This window comes from Vreelandella populi, assembly GCF_003989825.1.
GTDB classification, from domain to species: domain Bacteria; phylum Pseudomonadota; class Gammaproteobacteria; order Pseudomonadales; family Halomonadaceae; genus Vreelandella; species Vreelandella populi.
In genome coordinates, this window is the sequence record NZ_RZHE01000015.1 from 49,976 (window position 1) to 71,467 (window position 21,492).

19 protein-coding genes are annotated in these 21,492 nt (G+C 55.8%); 10 read left to right on the top strand and 9 right to left on the bottom strand.

Annotated elements, in window-relative coordinates; all coding sequences use genetic code 11:
* A complete protein-coding gene (locus ELY25_RS14840; RefSeq protein WP_126952044.1) occupies positions 1-1,305 on the top strand; it encodes an L-fuconate dehydratase in 1,305 nt (434 codons plus the stop codon).
* Complete coding sequence (locus ELY25_RS14845; RefSeq protein WP_126952045.1) at positions 1,302-2,729, top strand: FAD-binding oxidoreductase; 1,428 nt, start codon at positions 1,302-1,304, stop codon at positions 2,727-2,729. Before ELY25_RS14840 ends, ELY25_RS14845 begins: the two co-directional genes overlap by 4 nt.
* A gap of 79 nt (positions 2,730-2,808) precedes the next feature.
* Here ELY25_RS14845 and ELY25_RS14850 read toward each other — a convergent pair whose 3' ends face one another.
* From ELY25_RS14850 to ELY25_RS14860, 3 genes are read right to left on the bottom strand one after another with little or no spacing between them, the layout of a single operon-like run.
* Complete coding sequence (locus ELY25_RS14850; RefSeq protein ID WP_126952046.1) at positions 2,809-4,104, bottom strand: TRAP transporter large permease; 1,296 nt, start codon at positions 4,102-4,104, stop codon at positions 2,809-2,811.
* Positions 4,101-4,640 (bottom strand): TRAP transporter small permease, encoded by a 540-nt coding sequence (locus ELY25_RS14855; RefSeq protein WP_126952047.1) that lies wholly within the window; start codon positions 4,638-4,640, stop codon positions 4,101-4,103. Before ELY25_RS14855 ends, ELY25_RS14850 begins: the two co-directional genes overlap by 4 nt.
* 57 nt (positions 4,641-4,697) lie before the next feature.
* The gene (locus ELY25_RS14860) at positions 4,698-5,684 is read right to left on the bottom strand and encodes a TRAP transporter substrate-binding protein (RefSeq protein WP_126952048.1); all 987 of its coding nucleotides are present in this window, start codon (positions 5,682-5,684) and stop codon (positions 4,698-4,700) included.
* Positions 5,685-5,727: 43 nt separating this feature from the next.
* On the opposite strand from ELY25_RS14860, the gene ELY25_RS14865 reads away from it, so the two are divergent.
* Positions 5,728-5,922: a hypothetical protein gene (locus ELY25_RS14865; protein WP_126952049.1), complete on the top strand. Its 195-nt coding sequence runs from the start codon at positions 5,728-5,730 to the stop codon at positions 5,920-5,922.
* Positions 5,923-5,984: 62 nt separating this feature from the next.
* Here the strand turns inward: ELY25_RS14865 and ELY25_RS14870 are convergent, their stop codons facing one another.
* Entirely contained in the window at positions 5,985-6,887 is a 903-nt protein-coding gene (locus ELY25_RS14870; protein ID WP_126952050.1) for a LysR substrate-binding domain-containing protein, read from the bottom strand.
* 150 nt (positions 6,888-7,037) lie between these two features.
* On the opposite strand from ELY25_RS14870, the gene ELY25_RS14875 reads away from it, so the two are divergent.
* The 6 genes from ELY25_RS14875 to ELY25_RS14900 all read left to right on the top strand — a co-directional run bounded on the left by ELY25_RS14875 (position 7,038) and on the right by ELY25_RS14900 (position 13,581).
* Complete coding sequence (locus tag ELY25_RS14875; protein ID WP_126952051.1) at positions 7,038-8,243, top strand: CaiB/BaiF CoA transferase family protein; 1,206 nt, start codon at positions 7,038-7,040, stop codon at positions 8,241-8,243.
* Between the two features lie 10 nt (positions 8,244-8,253).
* On the top strand, positions 8,254-9,201 hold the full coding sequence (locus tag ELY25_RS14880; protein ID WP_126952052.1) for a hydroxymethylglutaryl-CoA lyase: 948 nt from the start codon (positions 8,254-8,256) through the stop codon (positions 9,199-9,201).
* Between the two features lie 151 nt (positions 9,202-9,352).
* Complete coding sequence (locus tag ELY25_RS14885) at positions 9,353-10,480, top strand: ABC transporter ATP-binding protein (RefSeq protein ID WP_126952053.1); 1,128 nt, start codon at positions 9,353-9,355, stop codon at positions 10,478-10,480.
* Positions 10,481-10,497: 17 nt separating this feature from the next.
* Complete coding sequence (locus ELY25_RS14890) at positions 10,498-11,778, top strand: ABC transporter substrate-binding protein (RefSeq protein ID WP_126952054.1); 1,281 nt, start codon at positions 10,498-10,500, stop codon at positions 11,776-11,778.
* A 61-nt stretch (positions 11,779-11,839) separates the two neighbouring features.
* The gene (locus ELY25_RS14895; RefSeq protein ID WP_126952055.1) at positions 11,840-12,724 is read left to right on the top strand and encodes a carbohydrate ABC transporter permease; all 885 of its coding nucleotides are present in this window, start codon (positions 11,840-11,842) and stop codon (positions 12,722-12,724) included.
* Positions 12,721-13,581, top strand: a complete 861-nt coding sequence (locus ELY25_RS14900) for a carbohydrate ABC transporter permease (protein WP_126952056.1) — start codon at positions 12,721-12,723, stop codon at positions 13,579-13,581. The genes ELY25_RS14895 and ELY25_RS14900 overlap by 4 nt, the downstream gene beginning before the upstream one ends.
* Positions 13,582-13,682: 101 nt before the next feature.
* Here the strand turns inward: ELY25_RS14900 and ELY25_RS14905 are convergent, their stop codons facing one another.
* Genes ELY25_RS14905 through ELY25_RS14925 form a run of 5 tightly spaced genes read right to left on the bottom strand, consistent with a single transcriptional unit; the run spans position 13,683 to position 18,904 of the window.
* Positions 13,683-15,107, bottom strand: a complete 1,425-nt coding sequence (locus ELY25_RS14905) for a glycosyltransferase family 2 protein (RefSeq protein ID WP_126952057.1) — start codon at positions 15,105-15,107, stop codon at positions 13,683-13,685.
* Positions 15,107-16,240 (bottom strand): HEAT repeat domain-containing protein, encoded by a 1,134-nt coding sequence (locus ELY25_RS14910; RefSeq protein ID WP_126952058.1) that lies wholly within the window; start codon positions 16,238-16,240, stop codon positions 15,107-15,109. The genes ELY25_RS14905 and ELY25_RS14910 overlap by 1 nt, the downstream gene beginning before the upstream one ends.
* Complete coding sequence (locus ELY25_RS14915) at positions 16,230-17,027, bottom strand: YaiO family outer membrane beta-barrel protein (RefSeq protein WP_126952059.1); 798 nt, start codon at positions 17,025-17,027, stop codon at positions 16,230-16,232. The genes ELY25_RS14910 and ELY25_RS14915 overlap by 11 nt, the downstream gene beginning before the upstream one ends.
* A 12-nt stretch (positions 17,028-17,039) precedes the next feature.
* Positions 17,040-17,435, bottom strand: coding sequence for a response regulator (locus ELY25_RS14920; protein ID WP_126952060.1), 396 nt, complete (start codon positions 17,433-17,435; stop codon positions 17,040-17,042).
* A gap of 32 nt (positions 17,436-17,467) precedes the next feature.
* Positions 17,468-18,904, bottom strand: a complete 1,437-nt coding sequence (locus tag ELY25_RS14925) for a sensor histidine kinase (protein WP_126952061.1) — start codon at positions 18,902-18,904, stop codon at positions 17,468-17,470.
* A gap of 423 nt (positions 18,905-19,327) precedes the next feature.
* On the opposite strand from ELY25_RS14925, the gene recQ reads away from it, so the two are divergent.
* Complete coding sequence (gene recQ, locus ELY25_RS14935) at positions 19,328-21,463, top strand: DNA helicase RecQ (RefSeq protein WP_126952062.1); 2,136 nt, start codon at positions 19,328-19,330, stop codon at positions 21,461-21,463.
* Positions 21,464-21,492: the final 29 nt, after the last annotated feature.

Sequence of the window (21,492 nt, forward strand, 5' to 3'; positions counted from 1 at the left end):
ATGACAACAATTACACACATTGAAATCCAGGATATTCGTTTTCCCACCTCACGCTCGCTCGATGGCTCGGATGCCATGAATGCCGCACCCGATTACTCCGCCACCTATGTCATTCTGCATACCGATGACGGCAGCCCAGAAGGTCATGGCTTAACCTTTACTATTGGCCGGGGCAACGAGATTGTGGTCACCGCTGTCCACTCATTAGCGCCACTGATCGAAGGCCGCACGCTTTCCTCAATTACCGAGAATATGGGCACGTTTTGGCGCGAGCTTACCGGCGACAGTCAGCTACGCTGGATTGGGCCGGATAAAGGTGCGATTCACCTAGCCACCGCCGCCATCGTTAACGCCGTGTGGGATATGTGGGCAAAACGCGAAGGCAAGCCGGTATGGAAACTGCTGGTGGATATGACCCCGGAGCAGCTGGTGCGCTGCCTGGATTTCCGCTTTGTTACCGATGCGCTAACGCCTGAAGAAGCAATTTGCCTGCTGCGCCGCCAGGCCCCCGGCAAAGCGGCGCGTGAAGCCGAAATGCGCCGCGATGGCTACCCCGGCTATACCACTTCAGCGGGCTGGCTTGGCTACAGCGATGAAAAAGTGCGCAGCCTGGCCCGGGAAGCTTTAGCAGAGGGCTGGACTCACTTTAAACAAAAAATCGGCGGCGATATTGAAGAGGATGCCCGCCGGGCAGCGCTACTGCGTGAAGTCATCGGTTGGGACAATGTACTGATGATGGACGCCAACCAGGTGTGGGAGGTCGACGAAACGGTGGCCAAAATGCGGCGGCTGGCTGAATTCGATCCCCTATGGATCGAAGAGCCCACCAGCCCCGACGATATTTTGGGTCACGCGGAAATCCGACACCGCGTCGCGCCTATCGGGGTCGCGACCGGCGAACACTGCCACAACAAAGTGATGTTCAAGCAGTTCTTTCAGGCAGACGCTATTGACTACTGCCAGCTGGACGCTGCCCGTCTGGGTGGGCTCAACGAAGTGATTCTAGTCGTGCTGATGGCTGCTAAATTCGACGTACCGGTTTGCCCGCATGGCGGCGGCGTTGGGCTGTGTGAATACACCCAGCACATCTCGCTGTTTGACTACATCGCGGTATCCGGTGAGCTTGAAGGGCGCGTGCTTGAGTATGTGGACCATCTTCACGAACACTTTATCGACCCGGTAGTGATCAACCATGGACGCTATCAGGTACCCGAGGCACCGGGCTACAGCATTGCCATGCATGCCGAGTCCCAGGCACAGCATCGTTACCCCGAGGGAGCAGCCTGGCAGGAAGCAGCCCAATGACAGACACTACTAGCTTTCTAAATGAACTCACCAGCCTACTTGGCGAGCGTGGCCTGCTGCGCGAGCCAGGCGACATGGCGCGCTACGTCAGCGACTGGGCGGGCGTCACGCTAGGTATGCCGTTGGCCGTGGCACGCCCGGCAAACACAACGGAAGTCGCTGAAGTTGTTCGGCGCTGCTACGCACAAGGTATCGCGATGACGCCCCAGGGCGGTCACAGCGGCTTGGTGGCAGGCGCCTTGCCCGCGGCAAGCGGTCAGGAGCTGGTGATCAGTCTCGAACGCCTGAATAACGTGCGCGCCATTGATCCCATCAACTTCACTATCACGGTGGATGCGGGCTGTATTCTCGAAAACGTCAAACTGGCCGCAACGGAGCATGACTGCGACTTTCCGCTTTCGCTCGGCGCGCAGGGCAGCTGTCAGATTGGCGGCAATATCGCCACTAACGCAGGCGGGCTTAACGTGCTGCGCTACGGCATGATGCGCGAGCTGGTGCTCGGCCTTGAGGTCGTGCTGCCTGATGGGCGCGTTCTGGATAGCCTCAATGCTCTGCATAAGGACAACCGCGGTTACGACCTTCAACAGCTGTTTCTGGGCAGTGAAGGTACCTTGGGGATTGTCACTGGCGCCGTGCTAAAACTCACTCCTCGCCCTACCCAGAACCGCACCGCCCTGCTAGGCCTGCCATCGGTACAAGCGGTGATCGATCTATATAGTTTAGCGCGACGCGACTGCTGTGATTTGCTCACGGCCTTCGAGCTCATTCCCCGTCGCTGCATTGAGCTTGCGATAGAGGCAACGCCCGAGCTACGCGACCCGCTGGAAAGCGCTTACCCCTGGTACGTACTGATGGAAGTCGCGGCCACAGGGCCGGTGGATCTAGGCGCTATGCTGGAGCAACTGCTGGAAACCGGTATGGCGCGTGACCTGGTGCTCGATGGAGCGCTGGCATCCAGCGCTACCCAATCCGCGCAGCTGTGGCAGTTTCGTGAAAGCATGCTGGAAGGTCAGAGGCGGCGCGGCGAGCATTTACGTACCGATATTTCGATACCTATCTCAGCCATTCCTGACTTTGTCACTCGCGCCAGTGAAGTAGTAATGAACGCTTCTCCCGAGTGCGAAATTATTGCTTACGGGCATGTGGGCGATGGCAATCTGCACTTCAATATCCTGCCCCCCACTGCGCTTCCTGACGTGGATAAAAAAGCCCACCTGTACGCTTTGGAAGAGCAGCTTTTTGACGTGCTTGACGAGTTCCACGGCAGCATCAGCGCCGAACACGGCATTGGGCGCACCAAGCAGGCAGCCTATTTGGCGCGGCTTTCGCCTATCGAGCGGGAGTTGCTTAGCGGCGTTAAATCCCTGTTCGACCCAAAAGGTCTGATGAATCCAGGGCGCATTCTGCCTAACCCTTCTACCTAAAAGTATCCATCGTAAACGTACACCGCCCCGCAGGTTAACCCTGCGGGGCGGTGTACGTTTATCACTATTCAGCAATCTTTCAGTAGCCCATCACCCCAGGCAGCCAGGTGGCCAACCCCGGCACAGCAATCAACAATAAAATGGTCGCGATAATAGGCAGCAAAAACGGCAGCACCGCCTTGACCACTTGGCCGTAACGCAGCCGGGTAATGCCCACCATCATGAACAGCACCGTGCCGAACGGCGGCGTAATAACCCCGACCGACAGGGTAATCACCATCACGATACCGAAATGCACCGGGTCCAGCCCAGCACTCAGCGCGGCAGGCACCACAATAGGGGTAAAAATCAAAATGCTTTCAATGACCGACATAAAGCAGCCGATCAGCAGGAAGAACAGCGCAAAACAGATCAGTAGTGCAATAGTGGGCATATCGATACTGGCCACTTGACCGGCTAACGCCTGGGGAATGCCGATACGCACCAGAATCCAGCCATAGAAGCTTGATACCGCAATGATCAATAGAATGACCGCACTGAACATCAGCGTACGGCGAAACGCGTCATACAGACTCTTCCAGCTCAGATCGCGATAGATAACGCCGCCCAATATCACCGCATACAGCGAAGCGATCGCGCCAGCTTCTGTTGGTGTGAAGAAGCCACCCCAGATACCACCCACGATTATCGCGGGCATCATCAAAGGTAAAATGGCCCGCTTGCCGGTCCGAACGACCTCACCTGCATCAAAGGGTACGGGAGCAGGCATCACGACTTTGCCTGTGGCGCCAAGTAATACGGTCATGCCCATCAGCAGGAGTGCCATTAAAATACCTGGCAGCAGCCCTGCCATGAAGAGCCCACCGATACTCACATTAGCGAGCCAGCCGTAAACCACCAGCGCAATGCTCGGTGGCAGAATAGGGCCCACCACACTCGAAGCCGCGGTAATCCCGGTCGTGTAGTCGAGCGCATAGCCGCGCTCTTTCATCGCCTTGATTTCGATACTGCCAAGCCCGGCGGCATCGGCCACCGCAGTGCCGGACATAGTGGCAAAGATAGAACTCGCCACCACGTTGGCGTGGCCCAGCCCGCCTTTGGTAAAACCCACCAGAGCCGTCGCAAAATCAAATATCCGGGTCGTGGTCGAACCCAGGTTCATGATGTTGGCTGCCAGGATAAACAGCGGAATCGCCATCAAGGTGAAATTATTAAGCGTTTGCACCATGCGCAGTGAAAGCAGCTCAACCGGCAAGCCGCCGGCCCCGGTTACCGCCAGCGCAATAAAAGAGGTAACCCCAATCGACACCACCACGGGCAGGCCAATCATCATTAAGAACAGCAGCCCACCGACGAATATCGCAAGTTCCATCATGACGTTATCTCCTCGTGCGCGGGTTTATTCAACCACGTGACGGGGCCACGTAAGGTTTGCCAGGTGGCGATCAGCGCCATGGCAACAAAACTGAATAACAAGCCGTAATAGAGATAGGAAAAACTGATACTTAACGAGACTGTTTTATTGTTGGCGCTCATATCAGACATGATCCAGGCGCCCCAGCTGGCTAGTACAAAAAAACCGACGGAGATAATAGCCGTCAGCCGATACTGCACTTGATGGCCCAGCGCACTCAGTCGATGGCTAAACAGATCCACGACCAGATGGTCGCTGCGTACCCAAGCGGAGATCGAGCCGAAACCAATGGCGTAAATGGCTAACAGCGAGACGACTTCCTCGGTCCAGGGCATGCCCCAGTTCAACAGATCGCGGGCAACCACGGCGATCACGATCAACCCTAAAATGCCGACCAGTAGCGCAACGCCTACGGCATCGCAAAAGCGGGTCACATAGCGCAGCACGTAAAAAGCCAAACGATCGGCTCCGTTTGCGGGTGGCAGTGCTCCATCCACAAGATAACTCCTTACCTAAGACGGTGGCGGCATCATAATGCCGCCACCTGATGATGATCAGTCGCTTACTTGGCTCGCGCTGATAGCGTCGTCGCGTACACCGTCGGCCATTTCTGACAGCACACGATCAATGGCGGGCATGGCCGCTTCGCGGAAGGCTTCAATATCTGGTTCAACAACCGTCATGCCCTCTTCCTGAAGTGCACCCAGGTAGAAATCATCCAGTTCGCGCTCCTGCTCGGTGCCATGTGCTCGCGCGACATCAACCGCTTCAGTGATCAGGGCCTGATCTTCTTCATCCAGCCCCTCCCACCAGCGCGCACTAGCGACCCAGCTCCACGGGAACTGCACGTGGCTGGTGGTGATGAGGTAGTCCTGCACTTCCCACAAACGCCGGGTATAGGGTGAAGACAGGGAGTTTTCATGGCCATCGACCTGGCGGGTCTGCATGGCGAGATAGATTTCCGGGGCGGGAACGTTAACCACCTGGGCACCTACCTCTTGCCAGACTTCCAGCCAAATTGGCAGTGATGGAAGGCGCAGGCGAAAGCCCTGAAGGTCGTCCGGCGTACGAATCTCTTTATTGGCCGTCATATGGCGCGGCCCGCGATGTTGAACACCCAGAAACTTGAGGCCGCCCTGCTGTTCCGCCTGTTCGATCAGGGTTTGCCCTGATGGGCTATCGATATAGTTATCCACCTCATCCCAGGTCGTGAACAGGAAGGGCACGGTAATGGCGTCGTATTCCGGTGCGTATTGCTGGCGCCAGTTGCCACCGGTGAGTGAAAGCTGGGTTTGGCCCAGGTTGAGCAGCTCCAGTACGGAATCTTCACCGCCCAAAGAGCCTGCCAGGAAAGGCCGTACGTTGAAGCGCCCCGGCGCCTGCTCTTCCAGGTACTCCGCAAAGCGCTCAACCGCAGCACTTTCAGAGCCGCCTTCACTCATGGTGTTGTTAACTTGAATTTCAATCGGGTTGGCCAGCGCGAAGGGAGCAACCGCTAAAATGCCTAACGCGGTGAGCGTGGCAAGCAGTGATTTTTGCATGAGATGTACTCTCTCAATTTGTCGTTATAGGCAGGATGTTGCGATGTTGTCCCTATCGATCTTGAAACAAGCCGCCGATACGCTCAAATCGACGTTCGAGAAGTCAGGCTTCGTCAAATACGATGGCCAGAAACCCCATGATAACGGGCGTTTGAACGCTTCCACGAATCAGCATACGACTAAAGATGAAGAAACACCGGCAGTCGCTAGCCAGGTTTATTCAGGGATCGGCCTGTAATGGAGGGTTCATCACGTGGACGAGCATTCTTCAAACGCGAAGCCGAAAGGTATATATGGCGTTTAAAAAGGCGTCGTTTCATCTTTAACTAAGTGATCCACTAAATGGCGGGCAGTGGCCGGTAGCGTGGCATAGCGGCGCATACCGATCACCAACTCACGTTGCGCCCAGGGGTCGCTAAGCGGAATGCTTTTCAACTCCAGATCCCCCAGTTCGCGATAGATGGTTTGTTCCGGCAGTATGCCCACGCCCATACCGTGATTAATCATGCGGCAAATGGCGTCGAAGCTACGTACCTGAATACGCATACGCAGCGCTTTATCAGCGAAATTGGCTTGTTCATGCAGCAGCGCTTGCAGCGAGGCATCTTGCTGGAGGCCGATAAAATCGAAGTCGAGCGCTTCATTGAAGGCAATGCTTTCACGCTCTGCCAGCGGGTGATTGCCAGGCGTCACCAATACCAGCCGGTCATGCCGGTACGAAAGCTTCTGAAGGTCAGGTGCTGCGACGTGCCCTGCGAAGATGCCGATATCGGTCAATCCATCGCGTACGGCGGTCACAATTTCACTACTCACCCGTTCCTGCAGGTCAATTTTAATATCGGGGTAGTGGCGGGAGAAGGTGCTGAGATCCTGAGGGAGAAACGCAATAATTGCTGAGGTGTTGGAGTGGATACGCACGTGACCGCGCACCCCTTCGCCATATTCACTTAGCTCCGCTTCCAGACGCTCAATATTATCCATGATACGTCGGGCATGGTGCAAAAATGCCTGCCCGGCGGGAGTCAGCTCAACGCCTCTAGGGCGGCGATACAGCAGCGTAGTCCCTACCAGCGCCTCCAGGTCGCTAATCCGTTTGCTTACCGCGGCAAGGGCAAGATGCTCACGTTCGGCCGCGGCCGTCAGGCGTCCTTCGTCTGCCACAGAAATAAACAGCTTAAGGGTGACAAAGTCGAAGCGGCGCATGATCACATCCTTTAACCAACAATCTGCTCATGCTAGCGCATACCTTCGCCAGCCACGAACCCTTTGTTACCCATTGCCTAATTGTCGACCCTAAACGGCTGCCCCATGCTGGCGCTCACTGCGAATAACGATAAGTAGAGGAGAACCTTGATGAATGCTCCTGAGGCGCGCCAGCTCCCCTTGCAGGGCCTAAAAGTGCTTGAGTTAGGCCAGCTGATCGCCGGCCCTTTTGCCACCAAACTGCTGGGTGAATTTGGTGCTGATGTGATTAAGATCGAGCCGCCTGGTGCCGGCGATCCACTTCGCAAATGGCGAATGATCGAAGACGGCACCTCGCTCTGGTGGCATGTGCAGACCCGCAACAAGCGCTCAGTAGCGCTGGATTTACGTAGCGAAGAGGGCCAGGCACTGGTGCGCCAGCTTGCCGCCGAGGCAGACATTGTCGTGGAGAATTTCCGCCCCGGCACGCTGGAAAGCTGGGGGCTGGGTTGGGAAGCGTTATCTACCCTGAACCCGCGGCTGATCATGGTGCATATTTCGGGTTACGGACAGACAGGCCCCTACCGCGACAAGCCCGGTTTTGGCGTGATTGGTGAAGCGATGGGCGGGCTGCGTTACCTTACCGGCCAGCCGGATGAGCCATCCGTGCGAGTGGGCGTGAGTATCGGCGACTCGCTTTCCGCGCTCTACGCGGTGATCGGCACCTTGCTGGCCCTTCAGGAGCGTAACCGCAGCGGCCTGGGCCAGGAGATCGATGTCGCGCTTTACGAGTCAGTGTTCGCGATGATGGAAAGCCTGCTGCCGGAATTCGATGCCAGCGGCCAGGTCCGCGAGCCCAGCGGCAGTGCCCTTCCCGGCATTACGCCATCCAACGCCTACCGCTGCCTGAACGGCGACTATGTGCTTATCGCGGGCAATGGTGACAGCATCTTCAAACGCTTGATGGGCGTGATTGGCCGAGAAGATTTAGCCAATGACCCAGCGCTTGCCCATAACGACGGGCGCAGCCGGCAAGCCGCCATGATTGACGCAGCCATTGAAGCCTGGACACTAGAGCGCCCGCGCGATGCCATTCTACAGGCCCTGGATGATGCCCGAGTACCCGCAGGCTACCCCTACACCGCTGAAGATATCGCCTTTGACCCCCACTACCTGGCGCGGGAGATGATTCAAACCTTTACCCGCCCCAATGGCCAGCCGCTCAAGGTTCCCGGCGTACTGCCCAAGCTAAGCGCCACGCCTGGACGTTTGGGCAATGGCGGCCCAGCGCTTGGTCAGCATACCGACGACGTATTGGACGAGCTGGGTATCGATCAGGAAACTCGCGCCAAACTGCGCCAAGCAGGCATCATTTAAGGAGTTTGTTATGAGCCAGTTATCAACCTGCCCTTTGAGAATCGAGATCAACGAAGTGGCCCCGCGTGACGGCCTGCAAATCGAGTCGCGTTTTGTACCTACCGAAGACAAAATCCGCTGGATTGACGCACTCTCCTCCACGGGTCTTAAACGCATCGAAGCGACGTCGTTTACTTCCCCCAAGGCGATTCCCAACCTGCGCGATGCCGCCGACGTGGTTACCGGCATTCAGCGCCGGGAAGGCGTAGACATCACCGTGCTGGTACCCAACGTAAAAGGTGCCGAACGCGCGCTTGCCTGCAACGTCGATGAGATCAACCTAGTGATGTCGGCAAGCGATAGCCACGGCCTAGCCAACCTGCGCATGACGCCGGAGCAGTCGCTTGAGCAGTTCGCGGCTATCTTGGACGTGACTCAAGGCAGCGGCGTGTTTATCAACGCCTCCCTCTCCACCACGTTTGGCTGCCCCTTCGAAGGTGAGGTGCCCGAAGCGCGAGTGCTGGAGCTGGTCGAAAAGCTGATTGCGCTAGGCATTCAAGGGGTAACGTTGTGCGATACCACCGGCATGGCCAACCCTGCTCAGGTCAAACGCCTGTGTGATGCCGTGCTTAAGCGATGGCCCGAAATGCCGTTCACCCTGCATTTTCACAACACCCGCGGCATGGGCCTGGCGAACGCGCTGGCGGCGTGGCAAGCAGGCATTACCCGCTTTGACGCCGCACTCGGTGGCCTGGGCGGCTGTCCCTTCGCCCCCGGCGCCACCGGCAACGTGTGTACCGAGGACCTAGTGCATATGTTTGAAGCCATGGGCGTGGACACTGGTGTTGACCTGGAGGCCCTGCTTGACGTCGCCGCCACCCTCCCCGAGCTTATCGGCCATGAGGTACCGGGGCAGGTGGTGAAAGCGGGTAAATCGACTCGGCGTTATGCGATGCCCGCCTCGGCTCTCAAGCCATAATAAAGGTTATGTTTTCCTGCCACGTTGTGGTCTTTAGCCAAGAGAGCTATATAACCATTACCTGACACAACTTCGACATATAGGCGTCACACAACTGACACACCTTCAACGCAAGCTGACCAACAATAACCAACAGCTGGTGATGAGTGTTATGGAGCAATCGCGAATCCGCTTGGATCGCGTCACCAAGCGTTGGGACGCGACGACCGCTGTCGATAGCATTTCCTTTGACGTAACGCCTGGTCAGTTTGTCATTCTGCTGGGCCCTTCGGGCTGCGGAAAATCCACCACGCTGCGCATGATTGCGGGCCTGGAAGAGGCAAGCGACGGGCAGATCCATATCGGTGAGCGCGATGTGACACGCCTGCCGCCGGGTGACCGCGGCTTAAGCATGGTGTTTCAATCCTATGCGCTGTTCCCGCATTTAAGCGTTGCCGACAATATCGTATTTGGCTTGCGCAGCCGTAAGGTGCCCAAGGCTGAACAGCGTGAGCGGCTGGCCAAGGTGGCCGAGCTTGTCGATCTTACCGACTACCTGGACCGTAAACCGGCCCAGCTTTCCGGCGGCCAGCGCCAGCGGGTGGCGCTTGCCCGCTCGATTATTTCAGAGCACCCGATCTGTTTGATGGATGAGCCGCTCTCCAACCTGGATGCGCGGCTACGCAGCGATATGCGCCGGGAGATCAAGGCGCTTCAGAGCCGCCTGAACATGACTGTCATTTACGTAACCCACGATCAGGTCGAAGCCATGAGCATGGGGGATCGCGTGATTCTGATGCAGCACGGCCGCATCGTCCAAGACGGTACGCCTGACGAGCTTTATAACCAGCCTGCCAGCGCCTTTGCCGCTAGCTTTATAGGGAGTCCTGCCATGAACTTGCTGCCACTTGTAAAAGGCGATCAGGGTGCGGTTATCGACGGCGAACCGACCACCACGGTCGCGCCGCTAGAAGCTGCTGGCGGGCAGTTAGGCATTCGCCCGGAAGATATTGAGCTACGCCCGGCATCAGAGCCTGGCGTTCCGGCCACCGTACTTAGCGAGGAGTATTTGGGCGCCGATACGATCGCTCACGTCACCGTAGGCACCCATACCCTTCGGGTTCGGCTAAGCGGCAAGCATGCGCTAACCGGCCAAGCGTGCCGCCTGCATTGGACGGCGGAAAGTGCCCACCTGTTTGGTACCGATGGGCTGCGGCGTCATGACCTGACGCCGACTCTACTGTCGTCTACACACCGATCAATCCCCCGTCCACCCGTGGTGGGCTCTTTCCAACATTAATGTTCGTGGAGTCTTTTATGCGTTTGCGTATCCCTTTTGCGACCACAGCCCTGGTGGCCGGACTATTAAGCGCCGCCCAGGCAAGCGCTGATCCCGTTGACCTGACCATGTACTACCCCATATCGGTCGGCGGCGCCCTGACGGACGTGATCGATAATCTCGTCGATGAGTTTGAGAGCGAGCATCCCGATATCTCGGTAGAAGCCATCTACGCCGGCAACTACGACGACACCCGCGTGCGCACGATGTCGGCGATTGAGTCAGGCGATACGCCGCAGCTATCGGTGATGTTCTCCATCGACCTTTACGAACTGATCGAGCAGGACGCCATTGTGGCATTCGATGACCTGGTCGAAACCGATGAAGAGCGCGAATGGCTCGACAGCTTCTACCCCGGCCTGATGGAAAACGGCCAGTTGGATGGCAATACCTACGGCATTCCTTTCCAGCGCTCCACCATTGTGCTGTTCTGGAACAAGGACGCCTTTGAAGCAGCCGGTTTAGACCCTGAAACTCCGCCGGAAAACTGGCAGGAAATGGCCGATATGGCGTCGACGATTCGCGAAGCCTCCAACGGTGACCAATGGGGCGTGATGGTGCCGTCTACCGGCTACCCGTACTGGATGTTCCAGGCGTTCGCGTTTCAGAACGGCCACCGTTTGATGAGTGAAGACGGCACCGAGGTCTATTTTGATGATCCCGCTGCAGTTGAAGCCCTTGAATACTGGGTGTCATTGGCGACCGAACATAACGCCATGCCGGACGGCACCATTGAGTGGGGCACGCTGCGTCAGAACTTTATCGAGCAGTCCACCGCCATGATGTGGCACACCACCGGCAACCTGACTGCCGTGCGCAACGAGGCCGGTTTTGATTTCGGCGTCGCCATGCTGCCCATGAACACCCAGCGCGGCAGTCCCACCGGCGGCGGCAACTTCTACATCTTTAAAAATGCCTCTGAAGAAGAGCAGCGCGCTGCAATGACGTTTATTCGCTGGATGACCGCACCGGAACGCGCCGCCGACTGGTCGATTGAAACGGGCTACATGGGCGTTAGCCCGGCCGCTTACGAGACCGATGCGCTACGCGAATACGTGGAGAGTTTCCCGCCCGCCGCCGTTGCCCGTGACCAGCTGGAATACGGTACTGCCGAGCTTTCCACCTACCAGGGTGGCCGCATTCGCCGCACGCTGGATAACGCCGTTCAGGCAGCGTTAACCGGTCAGATGGAACCGGAAGCCGCGCTTAACCAAGCCCAGCGGGAAGCGGACGCCATACTGCGTCGTTACGCACGTTAAGCCTTTCCTTGCCCATTCGCCGGGGTTCGCCCCGGCTTTTCTTCACTTGCGGTAGTTACCCATGGCATTAACCGCCCACCACAAAATGCAGATGTATGGCGCATTGCTGTTACTTCCAGCTGCGGTGCTGTTAGCCGCTTTTGCGTATCTGCCCACTATTACGACCGTGATTAACAGCCTGTTTCTCCCTGGCTTTCGTGGTGCTCCAACAGAGTTCGTAGGGTTTGAGAATTACCGGTTTCTGTTCGATGACCCCAAATTTTGGAAGGTAGCGCGCAATAACTTGATCTACGCGCTAGGCACGATCCCTACCTCCATTGCCCTGGCGCTAGGCATGGCGCTGTTCGTTAACGGCAAGCTGCCGGGGCGCGGCCTTGTGCGTATGGCCTACTTCACACCGACTATTTTGCCCATGATTGCCGCGGCCAATATCTGGATGTTTTTCTATGCCCCGCAAATTGGCCTGTTTAACAAGTTGCTCGGGGCGCTGGGGTTTTCCGGGGTGAATTGGCTGGGCGACCCGAGCGTGGCGCTGGGTTCGGTGATCGTGATGTCGATTTGGAAAGAAGCCGGCTTTTTTATGATTTTTTATCTCGCCGCACTTCAAGGCATTCCGCCTGAGTTGAAAGAAGCCTCCGACCTTGAAGGCACCAGCCGCTGGAGCTTCTTCTGGCGAGTGACCTTTCCACTCTTAATGCCGACCACGCTGTTTGTGCTGATCAACGCATTAATCAATGCGGTACGCGTCGTTGACCATCTGTTTATTCTGACCAAGGGCGGCCCCAATAATGCGACCAATCTGCTGCTGTATTATGTCTACGAAAATGCGTTCTCGTTTTTTGATCGCACCACGGCGGCCACCATTACGGTGGTGATTCTGCTGGTACTTGCGGTGATTGCCACGCTGAAGTTCACGATTCTAGACCGCAGGACGCATTACCAATGAGTTCAACCACAACACATTCGAACACCAGGAACTCGACGTCTCGATCACGCCAACTATCCATTCCATCGCTTGAAACCGTGGCGGCGTGGCTATTGGCAGTGATTTGGATTTTCCCGCTGCTGTACGCTTTTTGGGCTGCCTTCCATCCCAGCGAATTTATGGTGCGCTTTGATCTGTTTGCCCCGCTGACACTAGATAACTTCGTTAACGCCTGGTCACAGGCGCCCTTTGGCCGCTATTACCTAAACACCTTTGCTTTGGTGACAGGCGTAGTACTCGCTCAGTTTGTGGTGTGTACGCTGGCGGCATTTGCCTTTGCACGCTTTCCCATTCCGGGTAAAAACCTGCTGTTTATGCTGGTGCTGATTCAGCTATTCGTATTTCCCGAAGTGTTGATTGTGGAAAACTACCGTATTGCCAGCGAGCTGGGGTTAATCAACACCATCACCGGTATTGGCCTGCCTTATGTAGCCAGCGCCTTTGGTATTTTCCTGTTGCGCCAGACGTTCAAGACCATTCCTCGGGAGCTTGAAGATGCTGCGCGTATCGAAGGCTGCAACTGGCTGGAAATTCTCTGGAAGGTCTACGTGCCCTTGGCCAAGCCTACGTACCTGGCCTATGGGTTGGTGTCCATCAGCCATCACTGGAACAACTTTTTGTGGCCGCTGGTAGTGACCAATTCAGTGGAAAGCCGCCCATTAACCGTCGGCTTGGGCGTATTCTCTGCTCCCGAAACAGGAGTTAATTGGGCGACGGTCAGCGCGGCCACGCTCCTTAGCATTGCGCCGTTGTTAATCGCTTTTCTGCTCTTTCAGCGTCAGTTTGTGCAATCATTTTTGCGCGCGGGGATTCGATAAGCCCTCATACTCAAGACAGGCATCAGTATATGAATACCAACCAAGGCTATTGAAAACCTTGGCACATTAATGATCGAGTGCAACTGGTTTGCAGAAATAACTTAATGCTGCCCCCACTGACCACTACGCTTCATCGCTCCCCATTGGTGTTTACGGCGAGAAAACCATTGCCATAAACCCCGGCAGCGCCAGAGAGTATTTAATTGGCGATAACCAAAGTTCTCTATCACTGCTACAAAAAACAGCTGCCACATATCTCGCTTTTTTGTGTATACCCGAAATGATAGTGTTTCCAGCAAAAGACCATTAACCGAAAGCAGTATCCCCATGCCAATAGCCACCAGCATAAAGACAGTTAACGCGACAGGAGATATAACGCCCAGACTGAAACCGATTACCATGAAAAGATAGCCTCCCAATTCAATTAGGGGCCCCAACCACTCAAACAGCGCCATAAAGGGCCATGCTAACCATCCTGGCGCGCCGCCTCGCCTCGTTACCGCCAGTTTGGTATGGCGCGATAGGCTTTCGGCTAAGCCACGCTGCCAGCGGCTACGCTGCTTCCCTAAGGTAACAATATCTTCGGGTGCTTCGGTCCAACAGATAGGGTCTGGCAAATAATGGATGCGATAAGGAAGACGCTTTTCACGGTGATAACGGTGAAGCCTTACCACAAGCTCCATATCTTCCCCTACTGTAGTGGTACTGTAGCCGCCCACATCCATGACGCGTTCACGATTAAATAAGCCAAAGGCGCCTGAAATAATCAGCACGGCGTTCATTGGCGACCAGCCTAAACGACCAAATAGAAAAGCGCGCAAATACTCTACGATCTGAAAGCGCGCGAGCAAACTGCGGGGAATTCCTGCCTCAAGTAGAAATCCACCCTGTACTTTTGAACCATTCGCAATACGCACCGTCCCGCCAGCGGCGACTGTTCTCTCATCCTCTAAAAAGGGCTGTACGACCCGTAACAAACTATCTCGCTGTAAAATGGAATCGGCATCCACTGCACAGAAAAGCGTATGCCTGGCTGCGTTAATCCCCGCATTTAAGGCATCCGCCTTGCCCCCATTTACTTTATCAATCACTTTGAGATGACTATGGCGACGCGAGCGATAAACGCCTAGTACGTCTTGATGAGGAACAGTTCGACGCAGTGGCTCAGGATACTCCTCCAGTTCGAATGCCTCTTTCATGACGGCTAGCGTATTATCTTTCGAACCGTCATTAATGACCACGACCTCAAACTCCGGATACTGAATCTGCATCAGTGACAAGAGCGAGGTTCGAATGGTGGCCTCTTCATTAAACGCGGGCACTAAAATAGAGACCGCTGGCTCGATGCCTAAATAAGGGGCCGTTTCACCAAACTCGGCGCGCTGACGCATATAGCGACGAAGGCTCACCATCGACAGTACATTGAGCGTTAAATATCCGCCATTAAGCAGCACAAAGTAACCAATAAAACCAACCTGCCCCCACCAGACCCAGTCGATGGCGAGTAATGCTTGCCAGCTTCCCATTAGCGTTTCTCCGCTATTGCGCGACGCAATGCATCACGGCCATAACGGTCTTGCAGTCCCTCGCAGAGAGCGTTAAGGCGTGGTTCATCGATATTGGGAAGCGCAACCAATGCATCAGCTGCCGCTTGACGGACCCACCAATTAGGGTCACTTAGCATACGTGTAAATTGTGATTCATCTTCAATAGTCGCCTGTCGCTTGAGCGCAACAACAGCCTCGCTTCGTACCTGTGGTAACGGGTGGTCGAGTGCGCTTACTACTAACTCACGGTCTTGGGGGTCATGTAACTCGGCTAAACAGCGTAGAGAGGCACATACGGCGTCTCTCTGCTCGTTACTCAGTTCTGCAGAAACAGGTGTTTGGCGTAAGCTTTGCCTTGCCCACTCAGCCACGTGGGAAGGCACCACCCATTCCAACAGCGCCACTATTCGCGGCGGAGATGCTTGCTTTAAAGCAGCGAGTAGTGGAGGTCCTGCCGCTTCTCGGCCTGCCTGTTTACAAAGTAATTTAAAACGAAAATACGCCCAATCCCGGCGCTCAATATAGAGAGGAACTAAAAAGTGCATGGCACGACTAGGGTTCATTGCCACCAGTGCTTCTGCGGCTGCAAGACTTTCAACCGGATTTGATGACGCTACCCGAGGCGCTACAGATACCCAGAAGCTCTCGTCACCCATATGGCGTAGGCAGGTTAGCGCTAACAGTCGCCGGTGTACCTTCCTGCTATCCAGTAGGGCCGACACGAAGCTGTCCATGGCTAAATGATTAAAAAGTGTATTTAGCCTCTCTTTCGTACTGCCACGAAGTTGGCGCTGATAGTTGGCCCACATGAGCAGTAGCCAGAGCTTCTCTTCCAAACGCTGACGAGGTAATGAAGGCAACTCAACTTGCTCGCCCATACTCGAGGCTATGAGCACTGGACGCCATAACCGGGTGAAGGCGGCTCGCCTTCGCTCACGTCGTGCTGCAAGCTCGGAAAGTACCAGCACGTTTAGCATGCCTACTAACGTTAATGCGGCTAGGGCAAGCGCGCTGTATACGGCAAGTCGAAGGGCTGGATCGCTTGGCAAAACGGTTAGTTGTCGTAGGGCCGCCATCAACAGGTCGACTAGCGCGCCTAATTCAGAAGGCACGGCGTAAGCCTATTTGCGCGCCATACCGGTTATAGATATCCCCCTGGCTAACCCAGCCCAAATCCCAGGAAACAGCCCAATCCGCGTTAAGCCAGTGTCTACCCCGCAGCCCCAGCCCTGAAACGGAGGTAGTAAACACTCGCCCATTAGGCAGCCCTTCTTCCTCACGTCCTGTACTAGCACGTATACCGACAAAACTTGTATCGTTGTAATAGCGATCAAGCGCCACCGCATGCCCAATTGGCGTTCCTGCTCCTTCAACATCGCTGATGTTCAATGTATACGCGCCACGCCAATTCCCCCAATAGCGCTCTATCCCTGGCGCTAAGCGATTGATCTGGGAATTATCGTACTCGGTACGGCGTAGACTGGCGTTGCCTACCCAGCCATCAGGCAATAGCCGCTGTACGCGAAGATCAACGTACCCTTTTGGTAAAAAGCTGCCGCCAAAGGTTTTCCCTACCTCTGGCTGTATTACCCAATTTTGCCCTATGGGTATCGCAACGCCAGCTTCGACACCCTCATCCCAGTTTCCATAGCGGCGTTCCCTAAGGACAGCGCCATACCAGGTGATGCCATTCACCGTTCGTCTTTGAGCATCAAGGCGCTGGGCTTGCCAGGCAGAGAAGCCATTGTCTAAATGTTCATAGCGCTGCGATACTTCGAGTTCAGTTCGCCCTTCGTCGGCTACTACATATGGCGCAATTGCCAAGGTCAGCACGATAAGCGCTACTTGCCATTTCCGTGGCCTCATCTCCTGGCCAGTCACAAGGTAAACGCGTCCCATCAATTTTCCTTTTTAACGTTTCCGCAAAAATCTTCGTAAGCGGGCCAACAATTCATCGGGCTGAAACGGCTTGGTCACATAGTCATCCGCGCCCAACTCTAGGGCACGCACGATATCCGCTTCCCGTGCCTTTGCAGTAAGCATCAAGACCGGCACCTCCGCCCATGCAGGTTGAGCCCGTAGCCGAGCGAGCACCTCTAGGCCATCATGGTAGGGGAGCATAATATCCAGTAACACTAGATCGGGCACTTGACTGCTGCTAGACCCAGGGTCAACCCGCTCAAGCGCTTGTCTTCCATCCTCGGCATGTTCGACATGGTAACCATTACGTTCCAGTATGAAGCGCAAGAGGAAGGCAATATCCTCTTCATCCTCAACTATTAAGATGGTGCTATCCGTTGTTGGCATAAGCTTCCCTTGAAACGAGTGAACAATGGTCTTCAGCTGTGCTTTTTATCCTTAGGCAAACGCACCCAGAAGCAGCTTCCTTCATGGGGTATGGAATGAAACCCGATGGTGCCTCTCATTTCCTCAACGAGTGCTTTGGTGATAGCCAACCCTAGCCCGGTTCCTCCTGTACGACGCTTATCAGAACCATCTGCCTGAGCAAAGCGCTCAAATACGCGAGGTTGGAATGACCACGGAATACCATTACCTTTATCAGTAACACTCACTTCAAGCCAATGGTTATCTACCCGTCGCGTGCCAACCACTACTTGAGCGCCTTGTAGAGAGTGTTTACAAGCGTTTGAAATCAAATTTGCCATGACCTGGGCAAAGCGTTCAGGGTCTACTTCAACGCAATCACTGCTTTCCAATGGCTGAGTCAAGGCATCGTTGGTATCTGGAGGGGTTGAGGCCTGAGGAGCTAACACCAAAGAAACCGCGAAGTTTTCCGCATAAGGCTGATTGATATCGACGGCCTCTTCTACCAGCGATTTAAGAGGCACTGACTGCCACTTAAAGGTCAATTGACCGCTTTCTAATTTTTCAATATCCAGGATATCGTCAATTAAAAGTTTTAGACGCTTACCGTTATCATTCGCTACTGCTATTAAGCGCTTCACATCTTTATCCAGCGTGCCACCAATACCGCTATGCAGCATATTTAACGCCCCGAGTATCACCGTCAGTGGCGTACGTAACTCATGACTAACCGTGGAGATAAATGTCTGCTGCATCGCTATGATTTTCTGACGATGGCGCCATTGGCTAATAATGGACACACAGGTGATGATCAAAAGTAGCGCCACGAAAGCAGCGCCTGCTCCCCATATCCACCGCGACATTCGCGCTTGCCGCTTAGCCTGCTGAGTTTGAGCGTTCAAGTTCTCACGCTCCCCGTGCTCCCACCTACCAAGGTGGCTGCGCAGTTGATCCATAGTTTGCCTGCCGCCCGCCGCCAGTAACCTCAATGCTGCCGCTTCCAAGCCATCGCTTTCACGCACGGCAATATTCGCCTCAGCAATTTGCACACGACGAGCGACTAAAGCATCGAAGTTATCGATAAGTAGCTCATTATCAGCGGATGTGAACGCAGGTATTTGCCCTAACTGCTCGCGTTTGTCGGCTAGTCGAGCACGAGCCTGCTGATAAGGTAGTAAATAGGCAGGTTGACCAGTAACCACATAGCCCCGTTCCCCCGTTTCCAGATCGAGCAGTGTTGCTCGAAATTCTTGAATCAAGGTAATAGTTTCAAGATGTTCCTGGACGTCGTCATTGGATGTTAACAATGCTTCTTGTACACGTATCCCCTGCCATCCCATTGCTACTATGACAAAAACCGCCAATATCAAAGCGACCCGTTGAAAGCGACGTAATAAGGGATTAGCGAGATGTATCGACAATATAGCTCCTGAAAAATACCAATAAATCATTAGGGGGCTTGTCTTTATATATAGCAGTGCCTCCTTGTATTACCATTTATTAATAACGCTGCACTCTCTTAACTTCTGACTAGTACAAATCATAATCACCATTGGCTGAAATTTCTAAGGAATGGCTACTTACCGCTGACTCAGCCTATTCAACTGCCTTACGAGCAAGTGCGATTAGCCATCACTAGAAGCGCTTTCTGCGGTCATTGGTGGGCTGACTCGATTGAGAGCCGCCCGTTAACCGTCGGCCTGGGCACATTTTCCGCCCCGAAAACCGGGGTTAACTGGGCAACGGTCAGTGCGGTCACGCTCCTTAGCATTGCGCCGTTGTTGATCGCTTTTCTACGCGCTGGAATCCGCTAGGCAAACGCGTAAGAAGCTTTTTCGTGCGACAATCCCCGCTCGGCAAAAAGGAGAGCGAGGATGCACGGAGAACCCAACCCGGCGGCCCTTAAGGTGCTGCAGGAAGTCTTTGGCTTTGAGCACTTTCGTGGCCCGCAGCAGGCGATTATTGATCATGTGGTTGCCGGTGGCGATGCGCTGGTACTGATGCCTACCGGCGGCGGAAAATCGCTGTGCTACCAGATCCCTGCGCTGTTACGCGAAGGCACCGCCATCGTGGTGTCGCCCTTGATCGCGTTGATGCAGGATCAGGTGGCGGCACTCGTTCAAAACGGCGTACGCGCCGCCTATCTCAACTCCAGCCTCGACTATCATGAAGCGGTCGAGGTGGAGAACCGCCTGCGCTCAGGCGAGCTGGACCTTTTGTATGTGGCCCCCGAGCGGCTCGCCACGCCGCGTATGCAGGCGCTTCTGGATCAGGCCCGGATAGCACTGTTCGCCATTGACGAGGCCCACTGTGTTTCCCAGTGGGGACATGACTTTCGCCCCGAGTACCGCCAGCTCTCCCAGCTTCACCAGCGCTTTCCCCAGGTGCCGCGCATCGCCCTTACCGCCACCGCCGATGTGCCCACTCGGGGCGATATCATCGAGCACCTACAGCTCGAAAACGCGGCGCTCTACAACAGCGGCTTCGACCGGCCCAACATCCGCTACCATATCGCCGAAAACCAGGGTAACGCCCGCGAGCAGCTGCTGCGCTTTATTCGTGAGAACCACGACGGCGAGGCGGGTATCGTCTACTGCCTTTCCCGGAAAAAGGTGGAAGACACCGCCGCCTGGCTTGAGCGCCAAGGGCTGACCGCCCTGCCCTATCATGCGGGCCTGCCGCCTGAGCAACGCCAAGCGAACCAGACCCGCTTTCTGCGTGAGGATGGCGTGGTAGTGGTCGCCACCATCGCCTTCGGCATGGGCATCGACAAGCCGGACGTGCGCTTTGTCGGGCACCTCAACCTGCCCAAGAGCATCGAAGCCTACTACCAGGAGACCGGCCGCGCCGGGCGTGATGGCCTGCCCGCGGATGCGTGGATGGCCTACGGGCTTCAAGACGTGATCACGCTGCGCCAGATGCAGCAGGACTCCAGCGCTCATGATCACCAAAAGCGCATTGAGCAGCAAAAGCTCGATGCCATGCTGGGGCTGTGCGAGATCATCAGCTGCCGACGCCAAGCGCTTTTGCACTACTTTGGCGATCACCTGGACGAGCCCTGCGGCAATTGCGATAACTGCCTGACCCCGCCGGAGACCTGGGATGCCACGGTGGCGGCGCAAAAGGCGCTTTCGTGCGTTTACCGCACCGAGCAGCGCTTCGGCGTAACGTACCTGGTGGACGTGTTACTAGGCAAAAGCAACGAGCGTATCACCCGCTTTGGTCACGACAAGATCAGCACTTTCGGTATTGGCGGCGAGCTCTCCGCCAACGAGTGGAAGGCGCTTTATCGCCAGCTGATCGCCAACGGCTTGTTAAGCGTGGACATGGAAGGCCACGGCGGCATTCATCTCACCGCCAATGCCAAGCCGGTGCTGCGCGGCGAGCAGGCGCTTACCCTGCGCAAACCCACCAAGGCCAAAGCCACACGCCGCGGCAAGGGCGGCTCAGGCGCTCAGGGCCACGGCGCCCTTTGGGAAGCGCTGCGCCAGCACCGTAAGGCACTGGCCGACGCTCAGGGCGTACCCGCCTACGTCATCTTCAATGATGCCACGCTTGCCGAGCTAAACGAGCAGCGCCCGCAGAACCTAGCGGCGCTTGGCGGCATCACCGGCATCGGCGCGCGCAAGCTCGAGGATTACGGCGAAGGGATTCTGGCAGTCATCACGGCGCACAAGGACGCGCCCGCAAGTGTTTCCGTGGGCGATAGCGCTCTGGAGTCCGCCGCCCTCTTGCGCCAAGGGCTAGCGCCTGAGGAAATCGCCCAAGCGCGGGGGCTTGCCCCCAACACCGTTTACCGCCATCTGGCCGATGTGATCGAAAGCGGCGCGCTGGCACTTGATCAGGTGATTCAGCTCAATGAAAACACGCTTAACCAAATTCGCGCGGCGTTCGAGCAGCACGCAGGCCTGGGTATGAAAGCGGTGTTCGATGCGCTGGATGGTCGTTTCGATTACAACGTGCTGGCTTGCGTGCGGGCCTGGCTGACAGCTAGACCCAGGAGTTCATAGCCTTCATGTGACTCCTTGAAAGCAGGCCC

Excerpts from the sequence above, each read along its gene's own strand:
- ELY25_RS14895 (WP_126952055.1), top strand. The coding sequence starts at position 11,840 with ATGGCATTAACCGCCCACCACAAAATGCAGATGTATGGCGCATTGCTG.
- ELY25_RS14880 (WP_126952052.1), top strand. The coding sequence starts at position 8,254 with ATGAGCCAGTTATCAACCTGCCCTTTGAGAATCGAGATCAACGAAGTG.
- ELY25_RS14920 (WP_126952060.1), bottom strand. The coding sequence starts at position 17,435 with ATGCCAACAACGGATAGCACCATCTTAATAGTTGAGGATGAAGAGGAT.
- ELY25_RS14860 (WP_126952048.1), bottom strand. The coding sequence starts at position 5,684 with ATGCAAAAATCACTGCTTGCCACGCTCACCGCGTTAGGCATTTTAGCG.
- ELY25_RS14840 (WP_126952044.1), top strand. The coding sequence starts at position 1 with ATGACAACAATTACACACATTGAAATCCAGGATATTCGTTTTCCCACC.
- ELY25_RS14905 (WP_126952057.1), bottom strand. The coding sequence starts at position 15,107 with ATGGGAAGCTGGCAAGCATTACTCGCCATCGACTGGGTCTGGTGGGGG.
- ELY25_RS14845 (WP_126952045.1), top strand. The coding sequence starts at position 1,302 with ATGACAGACACTACTAGCTTTCTAAATGAACTCACCAGCCTACTTGGC.
- ELY25_RS14875 (WP_126952051.1), top strand. The coding sequence starts at position 7,038 with ATGAATGCTCCTGAGGCGCGCCAGCTCCCCTTGCAGGGCCTAAAAGTG.
- ELY25_RS14865 (WP_126952049.1), top strand. The coding sequence starts at position 5,728 with ATGTTGTCCCTATCGATCTTGAAACAAGCCGCCGATACGCTCAAATCG.
- ELY25_RS14885 (WP_126952053.1), top strand. The coding sequence starts at position 9,353 with ATGGAGCAATCGCGAATCCGCTTGGATCGCGTCACCAAGCGTTGGGAC.
- recQ (WP_126952062.1), top strand. The coding sequence starts at position 19,328 with ATGCACGGAGAACCCAACCCGGCGGCCCTTAAGGTGCTGCAGGAAGTC.
- ELY25_RS14890 (WP_126952054.1), top strand. The coding sequence starts at position 10,498 with ATGCGTTTGCGTATCCCTTTTGCGACCACAGCCCTGGTGGCCGGACTA.
- ELY25_RS14915 (WP_126952059.1), bottom strand. The coding sequence starts at position 17,027 with ATGGGACGCGTTTACCTTGTGACTGGCCAGGAGATGAGGCCACGGAAA.
- ELY25_RS14900 (WP_126952056.1), top strand. The coding sequence starts at position 12,721 with ATGAGTTCAACCACAACACATTCGAACACCAGGAACTCGACGTCTCGA.
- ELY25_RS14925 (WP_126952061.1), bottom strand. The coding sequence starts at position 18,904 with ATGATTTATTGGTATTTTTCAGGAGCTATATTGTCGATACATCTCGCT.
- ELY25_RS14870 (WP_126952050.1), bottom strand. The coding sequence starts at position 6,887 with ATGCGCCGCTTCGACTTTGTCACCCTTAAGCTGTTTATTTCTGTGGCA.
- ELY25_RS14850 (WP_126952046.1), bottom strand. The coding sequence starts at position 4,104 with ATGATGGAACTTGCGATATTCGTCGGTGGGCTGCTGTTCTTAATGATG.